This is a genomic window from Acinetobacter sp. YH01024 (assembly GCF_013420195.1).
GTDB lineage: Bacteria > Pseudomonadota > Gammaproteobacteria > Pseudomonadales > Moraxellaceae > Acinetobacter > Acinetobacter amyesii.
The window spans coordinates 25173-37146 of sequence record NZ_VOYQ01000008.1 but is presented as its reverse complement, the minus strand read 5'-3'; the positions used below and the strand labels follow the sequence as shown (position 1 = coordinate 37146).

General features: G+C 40.0%; 12 protein-coding genes. 4 read left to right on the top strand and 8 right to left on the bottom strand.

What is annotated here, in order from left to right:
* Positions 1 to 25 precede the first annotated feature (25 nt).
* The 3 genes from nrdR to glnK form a co-directional block, all read right to left on the bottom strand.
* On the bottom strand, positions 26 to 484 hold the full coding sequence (gene nrdR / locus FTT88_RS05730; RefSeq protein WP_067763170.1) for a transcriptional regulator NrdR: 459 nt from the start codon (positions 482 to 484) through the stop codon (positions 26 to 28).
* Positions 485 to 622: 138 nt separating this feature from the next.
* Positions 623 to 2029 (bottom strand): ammonium transporter, encoded by a 1407-nt coding sequence (locus FTT88_RS05725; RefSeq protein WP_180173757.1) that lies wholly within the window; start codon positions 2027 to 2029, stop codon positions 623 to 625.
* Positions 2030 to 2090: 61 nt separating this feature from the next.
* Positions 2091 to 2429, bottom strand: a complete 339-nt coding sequence (glnK, locus tag FTT88_RS05720; protein ID WP_067763174.1) for a P-II family nitrogen regulator — start codon at positions 2427 to 2429, stop codon at positions 2091 to 2093.
* Between the two features lie 278 nt (positions 2430 to 2707).
* Between glnK and FTT88_RS05715 the strand changes: the two genes are divergently transcribed.
* Positions 2708 to 2935 carry an accessory factor UbiK family protein gene (locus tag FTT88_RS05715; RefSeq protein WP_078189551.1) on the top strand — a complete coding sequence of 76 codons (228 nt, stop codon included), beginning with the start codon at positions 2708 to 2710 and terminating at the stop codon, positions 2933 to 2935.
* Positions 2936 to 3001: 66 nt separating this feature from the next.
* Positions 3002 to 4492, top strand: a complete 1491-nt coding sequence (locus FTT88_RS05710) for a YifB family Mg chelatase-like AAA ATPase (RefSeq protein WP_180173756.1) — start codon at positions 3002 to 3004, stop codon at positions 4490 to 4492.
* Between the two features lie 43 nt (positions 4493 to 4535).
* Here the strand turns inward: FTT88_RS05710 and FTT88_RS05705 are convergent, their stop codons facing one another.
* Together FTT88_RS05705 and FTT88_RS05700 are read right to left on the bottom strand one after the other, a co-directional pair.
* Complete coding sequence (locus FTT88_RS05705) at positions 4536 to 5273, bottom strand: TorF family putative porin (RefSeq protein WP_180173755.1); 738 nt, start codon at positions 5271 to 5273, stop codon at positions 4536 to 4538.
* 396 nt (positions 5274 to 5669) lie between these two features.
* Complete coding sequence (locus FTT88_RS05700) at positions 5670 to 6446, bottom strand: TorF family putative porin (RefSeq protein WP_180064897.1); 777 nt, start codon at positions 6444 to 6446, stop codon at positions 5670 to 5672.
* A gap of 715 nt (positions 6447 to 7161) precedes the next feature.
* On the opposite strand from FTT88_RS05700, the gene FTT88_RS05695 reads away from it, so the two are divergent.
* Positions 7162 to 8481 (top strand): OprD family outer membrane porin, encoded by a 1320-nt coding sequence (locus tag FTT88_RS05695; protein ID WP_180026517.1) that lies wholly within the window; start codon positions 7162 to 7164, stop codon positions 8479 to 8481.
* A 103-nt stretch (positions 8482 to 8584) separates the two neighbouring features.
* Here the strand turns inward: FTT88_RS05695 and ppa are convergent, their stop codons facing one another.
* Together ppa and FTT88_RS05685 are read right to left on the bottom strand one after the other, a co-directional pair.
* A complete protein-coding gene (gene ppa, locus FTT88_RS05690; RefSeq protein WP_180173754.1) occupies positions 8585 to 9121 on the bottom strand; it encodes an inorganic diphosphatase in 537 nt (178 codons plus the stop codon).
* A gap of 115 nt (positions 9122 to 9236) precedes the next feature.
* On the bottom strand, positions 9237 to 9635 hold the full coding sequence (locus FTT88_RS05685) for an MAPEG family protein (protein ID WP_078189470.1): 399 nt from the start codon (positions 9633 to 9635) through the stop codon (positions 9237 to 9239).
* Positions 9636 to 9742: 107 nt separating this feature from the next.
* Between FTT88_RS05685 and FTT88_RS05680 the strand changes: the two genes are divergently transcribed.
* Positions 9743 to 10132, top strand: a complete 390-nt coding sequence (locus FTT88_RS05680; protein WP_180173753.1) for a hypothetical protein — start codon at positions 9743 to 9745, stop codon at positions 10130 to 10132.
* 57 nt (positions 10133 to 10189) lie between these two features.
* Here FTT88_RS05680 and FTT88_RS05675 read toward each other — a convergent pair whose 3' ends face one another.
* Positions 10190 to 11869, bottom strand: a complete 1680-nt coding sequence (locus FTT88_RS05675) for a long-chain-fatty-acid--CoA ligase (RefSeq protein ID WP_168378241.1) — start codon at positions 11867 to 11869, stop codon at positions 10190 to 10192.
* Between the last annotated feature and the right edge of the window lie 105 nt (positions 11870 to 11974).

Sequence of the window (11974 nt, the reverse complement as noted above, 5' to 3'; positions counted from 1 at the left end):
TGATAAAAATGGAAGCAGATGTGCATTAGTGCTCACGCTGCTGCATTTGTTCAATTTGACGACGAAAAGCTTCTACATCTTGGAAGTCTTGATACACAGAAGCAAAACGTACATAAGCCACATGATCTAAAGCAAACAAAGACTGCATGACAATTTCACCAATGGTGCGTGATTTCACGTCACGTTCACCCAAACGGCGAATTTGCAATTGAATATCACTGAGTACCGTTTCAATTTGCTCTTGCGTTACTGGACGCTTTTGCAAGGCATGCATGAGCGAGCGGCGGAGCTTGGCTTCATCAAAAGGTTCACTCTTTGAATCAGACTTGATGACACGCGGCATCACCACTTCATAGCTTTCAAAAGTTGTAAAACGTTCACCGCAACTAATACATTCACGGCGGCGGCGTATCTGACAGCCTTCAGCAGCAAGACGTGAGTCAATCACTTTACTGTCTTCAGCGTTGCAAAATGGACAATGCATAGCGGTTAAATTGAACAAATCCGAATGAATTTAGAGTGTAGCAAAAATTTTGAAATTTGTAGAGCTTTACGCTAGATATGGAAAAAAAACAGCCCTTTCGGGCTGTTTTACACAATATATTGATTTACTGTGATCTTATTATTCTACACGTTCACCATGTTGACTTAAGTCTAGACCCATACGTTCGTCATCAGCTTCTACACGGATGCCAACCACTAGATCAATCACTTTCAAGATAATGAATGTCATCACTGCTGAGTAAGCAATAGTCGCTAGTACACCTTCGACTTGAACCCATAATTGATGCATTAAGTTGCTCGGTGCATTGTCACCCATGATGAATTCGCTGGCAAAGAATGCTGTAAGGATCGCACCGACGATACCACCGACACCATGTAGACCAAACGCATCCAAAGAGTCATCCGCTTTCAAGGCGCGTTTCAGTGCAGTAATACCCCAAAAGCAAACCACACCACCAATCAGGCCCATCGCTAGAGCGCCGCCAACTGTTACAAAACCAGCCGCAGGTGTAATCACCACAAGACCTGCTACTGCACCAGAAGCACCACCCAAAACAGACGCTTTACCACGAACCACTTTTTCAGTAATTAACCATGCCACTGCTGCTGCCGCTGCTGCAACTTGTGTTACCACCAATGCATAACCAGCCGAACCATTTGCACCCAGTGCAGAACCACCGTTGAAACCAAACCAACCTACCCATACAAGGCTTGCACCGATGACGGTTAAAGTTAGGTTATGTGGCGCCATAGATTCACGGCCAAGCCCCATACGTTTACCAAGCATGTACGCTGCAACGAGACCCGCAACACCCGAGTTGATGTGAACTACTGTACCACCCGCAAAATCAAGCGCACCGTCGTTACCTAACCAACCACCGCCCCATACCCAGTGAGTAATTGGTGCATAAACCACGACACTCCAAATTGCGATGAACGCAACAAAAGCACCGAATTTCATACGTTCTGCAATCGAACCACTAATAATGGCAACGGTAATAATGGCAAATGTCATTTGGAAAATAACAAAAAGAATCTCTGGAATCGTACCCGTCAACGCTTCTGTAGTGATACCCGACAACATAAATTTGTCTAAGCTACCGATAAAGGCATTGCCTTCACCAAATGCTAAGGTATAACCCACAATCACCCACGTTAAACTCACGACACCCACAGCAACAAAACTGTGTGCCATGGTGCTGAGTACATTTTTCTTACGGACCATACCGCCGTAAAACAATGCTAAACCGGGAATTGTCATAAGTAGAACAAGTGCAGTGGATACTAAAATCCATGCTGTATCACCTGTATCGAGCTTAGGTTCTTCTTCTGTAGGTGCTGGTTCTGCAGGTGCTGGCGCTGCTTCAACTGGAACTGCAGCTTCTGTTGTATTTAGCGTTGTTGTATTTGCAGTATCAACTACTGTGACTTCTTCTGTAGGTGCTGTTGCGCTTTCTTCAGCCCACGCAACAGAACCACCTAAAAGTGCACTGGACAAGCCGAGTGCAATTAGCATTTTTTTCATTCGTATCCCCCGACCTGATTTTCTGAGTTATTAGCTACTCAGCAAACTTCATGCCAATTTTTTAAACGGCATCTGCACCTGTTTCACCAGTACGGATACGGATGACTTGTTCCAGATTGCTTACAAAAATTTTACCGTCGCCAATTTTTCCTGTGCTTGCAACACGAGTAATTGATTCAATTACGGTATCGACCATTTCATCACTGATTGCGATTTCGATTTTTACTTTTGGTAAGAAATCAACCACATATTCAGCACCACGATAAAGTTCAGTGTGACCTTTCTGGCGACCGAAGCCTTTAACTTCAGTGACAGTGATCCCTTGAACACCATTTTCAGAGAGTGCTTCACGCACGTCATCTAATTTAAAAGGTTTTACAATTGCAGTTACGAGCTTCATGTTTTGTTTTCCTTCGGCTTATTTCACCTGTAAGGTTTTATGTTCAATTTTCATGCCAATATGACTACAGTCGGGGGAAAATAGTCAGCCCAGCATGAGATTTCTTTATAACCTATTTTATACGGATAATCTTGCGTATGCTTATAAAAATAGACGTTTTTACTAGAAGAATTACGATTTTACTGATCGATTAAACGCATATTTAAATAAAAGCACTATGGTCATGAATGTGGCGATGTTAAACTGCTGCCACCAATTCACTGAGGATGGTCAAAACAATGATTGAAACCTTATTACAAGCGATATTAGAACAAATCGATCAGCCGAAAAAAGACGTCGAACATAATCTTCGCAGCTTACTCAATGAAGCTGTGAGCAAAATGGATCTCGTATCTAAAGAAGAAATCGAACGCCAACGTACTGCACTGAATAATGCCAATTTACGTTTAAATGAATTGTTGAAACACGTCGAAGAACTCGAACAAAAAATTCAGAACAAAAAATAAGCACCTTTTTAGTGCAACAAAAGACGCATAACGATTAAAAATAATGCACCATAACGGAACAATAATATGTCTTTTGCCAAAATCTATACTCGGGGTTTGCTCGGCTTAAATGCACCCCAAATTGAAGTTGAAGTTCATGTCAGCCAAGGCCTACCGTCATTGACCATTGTGGGCCTACCTGAGGCCGCCGTCCGTGAAAGTAAAGACCGTGTCCGCTCTGCGATTATTAATAGCGGCTTTCAGTTTCCGACCAAACGTCTGACCATTAATCTAGCACCCGCAGATTTACCCAAAGATGGTTCACGTTTAGATCTCGCCATTGCTTTAGGGATTCTGATCGCGTCGGGACAACTTCCTGAAAATGCAGCAGATGGTTTTGAATTTATTGGAGAATTGGCACTTGATGGTTATTTACGACCTGTCAGTGGCATCTTAAGTATAGCCATTGCCTGTCAGCATATCGGGCATCATCTGATTCTACCGGCACTCAATGCCGATGAAGCGGCGCAACTGCCGGAGTTCCAAGTCTTTCCTGCACAGCATCTTAAGGATGTATGTGAACATTTAAGTCGTTCAGCCTTAATCAGTAGCCACCCTTCAACATCGTCAGCCAATCAACACAGTTACCCTTTTGATTTATCTGATGTGAAAGGTCAACTGAGACCACGTCGTGCTTTAGAAATTGCGGCGGCTGGCGGTCATTCCCTGCTATTTCGTGGCCCTCCAGGCACAGGTAAAACTCTACTCGCCTCGCGTTTGGCCAGCATTCTTCCGCCCTTAGATATGCAAGAAAATTTGCAAGTCGCGAGTATTTATTCCATTGCAGGTGCAAATCATCATTTTGGGCAGCGTCCATTTCGTGCGCCGCACCATACTGCGTCTGCGATCGCCCTCGTCGGTGGAGGATCAAATCCTAAACCGGGTGAAATCACCTTGGCACATTTAGGGGTTTTATTTTTAGATGAGCTGCCTGAATTTGATCGAAAGGTATTGGAGGTATTACGGCAACCACTCGAATCCAAAGAAATTGTGATTTCACGGGCTTCTCGTCAAATCACCTTCCCCGCAAATTTTCAATTGATCGCGGCAATGAATCCTTGCCCATGTGGCTATGCCTTCAACCAAGACAGCCGCTGTCAATGTAGTGCTGAAAGTATTAAACGCTATCAAAACCGTATTTCAGGTCCATTATTAGATCGTATTGACTTACATATAGATGTCCCGCCACTGGCAGCGCATGAATTACAAAGTTCGCAAGAGGTTGAAAGCTCAAGTACGGTTAGGCATCGTGTCATTCGTGCCTATGAGTTACAAATAGAGCGTCAGCAAAAATCCAATATGGCACTGACGCCGACGCAATTGGAGCAACAAGCAGTTTTGGATGCTACTGCACAGAATATTTTACAGTTAGCCCAGCAGAGAATGAATTTATCTGCGCGTGCTTATCATCGCGTATTACGTGTTGCCAGAACCATTGCCGACTTGGCTCAAAGTGAACACATTCAAGCTCAACACGTTTCTGAAGCGCTGTCCTATCGAAGCCAACTCAATGCTTAAAAAAATGGCGACCTAAGGTCGCCATTTTTAATGCTCTTTAAAATTAGAATTCGTATTTCAAACCAAATACGACTTTATTCTTTTGTTTTTCATCCGCACGGTCATAACCACCAACTGTGTAATTCATGCTTGCGGTAACACCTGCATCTGCTAAAGGCTTGCTTAGACCAATATCAAAGTGACGGAAACCAAAGCTTTCTGTTGTTCCTAAATTTTCTTCAAAATCACCTGAATCTTGATATGCATATAAACCAAGCGCGGTATCTAGACTGAAGTCTTTAGGAAGTGCATAGCTATATGATGCTTTGATATAAGTATCACCTGCATTACCCCATGAAACATCTTCAAGCAAAGTTTGCGCTGTTAAGCCAAAATCTTTATAGCTTAGCCCAAGCATTGTTTCTAAACCGTTTGCATCACTTGTATCAATATCATAGTAATAGTAGTAAGTTAGACCTGCTGTGTAACCAAGATCATCATTAATTGAACCGTTATAGCCCGCATAAAAATCATTTTCAAAACCATTCGGTAGGTCATCACCATAGTTTAATGTTGAACCCCACCAACCTGCATAGAAGCCTGATGCATGGCTATAATCCAAACCACCTTGGATTGTCGCATCTTTATTTTCAGGCACATTGGTAATACCACGTAAATTATAGCTAGACAGTACGCCGATATTTCCAGATACAGAATGCTCTGAAGCAGGTGCTTCAGCAAATGTAAACGTCGATGCTGCTCCAAGTACAGCGATTGATAAAGCTTTAAGTGCAAATTTCATGGTTTGTTCCCCCACATCGTGCGACGACGTATTTTTTGGTTATTTCGTTGAACTCAATGATGTATTAGCAAGCGCTGTGCCATGTTTAAAAATAAGCGCATATTTTTTTTATAGAAGCCACCATTTTGGTTTATCAAAAACCAATATATTACTGTTTTTATTTATTATTTTTTAATTATCCTATTTGGCCTTTTTTCTCTTTAATTTATTTTAGAATGCAGATTTTCATCTATATAGATTATTTAAATCTTCGGGTTGATAGATGTAACAGGATTTTAAAAATGCGCTTTTTTGAGTATATTTTTTCAACACCGATCTCAAAAATGCATAAAAAAAGTGCACAATCACCATTATGCACTTTCAAGAATATGACCGAATAAGGTCAACTCGTTAATGTTAGAAAGAATAGGTCAATCCAACCACAACGTTATCATCTAATTGCTCGCCTTCTCGATCTTTACCGCCCCATACATAGTCAGCAGCAATTTCAAATCCAGTATCTGCAATCGGTTTACTTAAGCCCAAACGTGCTTCAGTGAATACTACATCTTCTGTGGTTGTTAATAGGCTGTCATCGTGACTGTCATTAAAAACAGAAACGCCGAGCGATGAATTTAATGAAACATCATACGGTAATGCATAGCTATAAGTAGCGTTCAGATATACATCGCCTGCGTTGCCATAATTAACATCAGACAACAATACAGCCATGCTTGCAGTTAAATCTTTATAACTTATGTCCTGAATAAATTCGACGCCTGTCGTGCGACGCTTTTCAGATCGGTCGTCGTTATAAACAGAACCTCCACCTTGATAGACATAAGCCATCACTTGTGACTTATAGCTCCAATCTTCATTGAGTTCACGTCCATATCCGACATAGAAATCATGTTCAAAACCATGCGACTGACTGTCGTCCGTAGGATCATAGTTGAGTGTAGAACCCCAATAGCCCGCGAACAGCCCACTGTTGTGTGCATATTCAAGTCCAGCTTGTAATGCCGCTTGATCATTTTCTTCACTCGCACGGTACACATATTTGTTTACCACGCCCAAACTTCCAGACCAATTCCCTTGTGCAGTTGTGGCTTGTTCAGTTTGTTCTGCAAATGCAGGGACTGTGCCTAGGGTCACTAAAATACTTAAAATTGCTTTTTTATAAAATTGAATCATGTTTAGTCCCCACATCGGATCGATCGTGGATTGGGTTGAGTAAAATTTAGCGCCGATTTTAATCGATTTTACCGCACTGTATAGCCCCTTTTTTCTTATTTTGATCAATTAAATCATTTAAAAACAAAGCTAAGATTATATAAAACAGTAAAAACTAAGCTTTTGATTCATAAAATGTCTTTTATCGTGTTCCAGTCTTTAACAATGATTTAATGTTTTCATTTATATGTATTTATCACGATTATTATCATCTTTTATTGAGCTAGATTTTAAGGAAAACATTTCTGACGACTTCGCTAAAAGTCATTCTCTATTTACAAAAAACACGCCAACGGTGCTTACTGTGCCTGAACAGTGATGCCATGCACCTCAACCATTGATATACTTTTTGATCAAAATACGAATTTAGATTCGGCACAATTTGTCGCAAAGAGTAATGATAAATCAGCAAGTTAAATGAAAGTTTTTACCATTTTTTATATTTTTTTATGATAAGTAATGAATAAACTTCTCTTTAGATTGATATATATTCAATTTAAATAAACTATTTGTTAAACAACAATAACATACGAAATATTTGCTTATTACAGATTGACCAATGATCTGAATGTTTTCTAACTTTAGTGTAATAAGCGCATTAAAAATAGTGATTTTTTTAAGAAAAAATATACAATCGCACTACATATTAACCAAATTTGCATGAGGCTCTCTCCCAATGCTTAAAGCTCAACAACTAACACTTGCAGTATTAGTAAACGCTGCTCTTATTTCTACTGCTTTTGCTAGCGAACAAAGCGAATCTAAAGGCTTTGTGGAAGATGCCGAAGGCTCTGTATTGTTCCGTACAGGTTATTTACATCGTGATAAAAAAAATGGCGTAGATGATACTAGCTCTTTTGCGCAAACTGCTATCGTAAATCTTGATTCAGGTTTTACCAAAGGCACTGTTGGTTTTGCAGCGGGTATCATAGGCGATGCATCAATCAAACTTGGTGAAAATGCTCATACCGGTAACGATATGATTCCAACGCATGGTAGCAAAGATGCGAATGGTAAAGTTGATGCTTATGATCACTGGGCGCGTGGCGGTGCATATGTAAAAGCACGTATTTCAAATACGACTGCAACTTACGGTACACAACTTCTCGACATCCCTGTTTTAGCAAGTAATACTGCACGACTAGTACCTGAATACTACACAGGTGTTTTGGTTGAAAGTAATGAGATTAATAATCTTAACCTGATCGCTGGTAAATTCACTGAAAATCAATTATCAAATCAAATTAATTCTGATGGTGCTAAGTTAGACCGCGCAATTGTTTGGGGTGCAAAATATAAAGCAAATGATCAATTAAATCTTGCTTACTATGGTACAGATATTAAAGATCGTTTAGATCGTCATTATATCAATGCCAATTTTACTCAAGGTTTAGCTGATAAAAGCTCATTGACTTATGATTTAAGCGCTTATCACACAAAATGGGATAAAGATGCTAATCAATACTTATATTCTCAAATTGGTGAAAGCAACGACTCATTCGATAACTCAATCGCTGCCCTTTCTACAACATATAATCGTGGTCCACACAATGTCATGGTTGCTTACCAACAAAACTTTGGTAATACCGGTTACGACTATGGCTTAGGTACAAACGTTGGTGATGGTAAACAATCTATTTACATGCCAAACTCGTATCTATCTGACTTTATTGGTAATGATGAAAAGTCTGTACAACTTCAATATACCTATGACTTTGGCGCATTAAATGTTCCAGGCCTATCTTGGACTTCAGCATTTGTTTACGGTTGGGATATTAAAGCCACTAATAATGCTGGCACAATGATTAGCGACAATGAAGAAGAACGCGAATTCTTTAACCAAGTGAAATATACCGTTCAATCTGGTTTTGCCAAAGATGCAAGCTTACGCCTTCGTCATTCTTACTACCGCGCTAGTAATAACTACCAAAACAACTATATTGGTGATACCAATGAATGGCGTATTTGGTTAGACATCCCTGTGAAATTATTTTAATTTCGCAGCTAGTCTAAGATAGCGAAAAAAAACCTGCACACTGTGCAGGTTTTTTTTATGAGCATCGTTTTCATATAAAAACGATGCTCAACTTAAAACAATATTATTTGTTCGCAGCTTGGTAAGCTTCAATTGAGCTCAGTACTTCTTGTTTCGCAACATCAGCACCTTCCCAACCACTTAACTTAACCCATTTACCAGGCTCTAAGTCTTTGTAGTGTTGGAAGAAATGCTCAATTTGATTGATCAACAATGCAGGAAGATCGGTATATTCTTGAACATCTTTATAAAGCGGAGTCAATTTGTCGTGTGGAACAGCAATGAGTTTTGCGTCAACACCACCGTCATCTTCCATGTTCAATTTACCAACAGGACGGCAACGAATTACAGAACCTGGCTCTACTGGATGTGGAGTTACCACAAGTACGTCTAATGGGTCACCATCCAAAGATAATGTATTTGGAACATAACCATAGTTCGCTGGGTAGAACATTGCAGTACCCATGAAACGGTCTACAAATAACGCATCAGAATCTTTATCGATTTCGTATTTGATTGGTGCTGCATTTGCAGGAATTTCAATAATGACATAGATGTCGTTTGGTGCATCTTTACCCGCTGGGATATTGCTGTAGCTCATAGCATCACTCTTTAAACAAAGTTAAATCTTTTAATCCGGCACAATTATAACGGTTTTATCGCTTTTTTTGTGATTTTAGCGATCATGCTGATAATTTAATCATCAAGCAGAACATTTAGCTTAATTTAATGACCAATAACATCAGACAAATTGGGCATAACATCGACAAGGTCCAAATAATTGAACGTAAAGTTGCCCAATTGGCTAAATAACATAGCCCATAAATAACGCGTAAAACGAGATAGGCAATCCCAAAGGTCATGATGTATTGTTGATGAATCACCATGTATTCAGCCATTAGAATAGCCGCAATAAATAAAGGTAAACTTTCAAAACTATTTTGCTGCACTGCATGTGCGCGGCTCGCCAATCCTGTAGAGCGCGCTAAAACTTCACGTGGATTTTGATTATCACTCGACTTAAAACCTGCAGCTCGCTTCGCAATAAATGTAAATACATATGGCAATAAACAAGCGGCCAAAATGAGATAGATGATCCCACTGATGCTGTGCATGTGTTTTTTCTCAGGAAGATTTTATGGCTGCTATAATACCATGGCATTTCGTGAATAATTTTTGTTAAATATAGTGTTTTTATAATCGGCAGATGAAAGGATCCTCTATGAGCACTTCTGATCAAGATCAATTATTTGAAGTTCTTGAAGAGCAAAAACGCCATCAGCTTCGCGTCGATCGTGTCTTAAAAATCGTCATTCCAGTGACTGCATTTTTACTTGCTGTGATTTGCGCCAACTTAAATGTCTGGTCGACTGTTTTCAGCTTTGTCATCATGTGGGTTGCATTCTATGCAGTTTCCATCAAGCAACTTCCCCTTTGGCATTGGGTCATTGTCATTGCACTGTATTGTTTAGTCGACAATATTTTAACCTATGGCAGCTATAACCAATCCGGCTTTAGTCGTCAGTTCGGTGCGATGTTTATTTTCTTAGGTGTTTTTGGAGTAGGACGTCGCTACTTTGATCGCTGGTCGATGAATAAAGGCAAGCTTTAATGAGCTAAATTTAAAGCGATAAAAAAGCGCCCGAAGGCGCTTTTTTTATGCATCGTATTATGCGGTTTTACGCAAATCTTTACGTAGAATTTTACCAACGTTTGATTTTGGTAATTCATCCATAAATTCAACATAACGTGGACGTTTATAGCCAGTTAAGTTTTCTTTTGCGAATGCCAAAACTTCTTCAGTCGTTAAAGATGGATCTTTTTTCACAACGAATAATTTAGGTACTTCACCTGATTTTTCATCAGGAACACCAATCGCAGCAACTTCTAGCACTTTTGGATGTTTTGCAACAACTTCTTCAATTTCAGAAGGATAAACGTTGAAGCCAGACACCAAAATCATGTCTTTTTTACGGTCTACAATCTTCACATAACCGCGTGGATCCATGACACCAATGTCACCTGTACGGAAGAAACCGTCCGCCGTCATTACTTTGGCAGTTTCATCTGGACGGTTCCAATAGCCTTTCATGACTTGAGGACCACGAATCGAAATTTCACCTTGCTCACCTTGAGCAACTTCATTGCCATCATCATCTAAAATAGCAACTTCAGTCAGTGGCAATGGAATACCAATCGTACCGCTGAATTCCATTGATGCTGGAGGGTTTGCGGTTGCAACAGGTGAAGTTTCTGATAAACCATAACCTTCGATAATATTGGTACCTGTAACTTTCTTCCACGCTTCTGCAGTCGAAGGAAGCACTGCCATACCACCACCCATCGCCATTTTTAGCTTACTGTGGTCAAGTTGCTTGAACTCTTCATTGTTCACCAAAGCATTGAACAATGTGTTCACTGCTGGGAAGAATGAAGGTTGGTATTTACGTAATTCTTTCATTACCGCAGGTAGGTCACGCGGGTTAGGAATCAATACGTTTGCCTGACCTTTGTACATACCGTAAAGTGCACACACCATAAATGCAAAGATGTGATACAGCGGTAATGCACAGAAGATACGATCATCTGGCTGACCATCTTTCTGACCAAATTTACTTTGGAAAATACCATCACACTGCAACATATTTGACACAAGGTTACGATGGGTCAATTCTGCGCCTTTAGATACGCCAGTTGTACCACCGGTATACTGAAGTACAGCAGTATCACTTAAAGTTAAGTTTGGACGTTTGTAATTGTTTGCACTCACTTTAGACATTGCTGCATTAAAGCGAATATGACCTGGAATGTTCCAAGCTGGAATTTGTTTACGTACTGAACGTAATACAAAGTTAACCAATGTACCTTTCAGCGTACCAAGCATGTCACCCACAGATGCCACGATCACGTGTTTTACTGGGGTTTTACCAATAATCGCTTGGTAAACAGATGCAAAGTTTTCAATAATAACAAGAGCTTCTGTTCCAGAGTCATTCAATTGATGCTCAAGTTCACGAGAGGTATACAGTGGATTCACGTTGACCAATACCAGGCCAGCACGGAATACACCCAATGCGACAACAGGATATTGAAGAACGTTCGGCATCATGACTGCAACGCGTGAACCTTTGGCCAAACCTAAACTTTGCAAATAAGTTGCAAATTTACGACTAGCTTCATCAAGTTCTTTAAAAGTTAAGACTTTATCCATGAAGATAAAGGCATCTCTTGAGCCAAACTTCTGGAAATTACGCTCAAAAATATCGACCAATGAGGTATTTTCTGCGGGTAATTCTACAGTTTCTGGAATCCCTGTCTTTTGGTATTCAGCGAACCAAATCTTTTCCATAACGCCCAATTCTCCTGTCGTAATCCTTAATAATCCAACTGTTTTTTTTCAATATTAAGCGGTCATTATTTAACTTGTTTGTGCTTAATATTGCATCCATTTCAC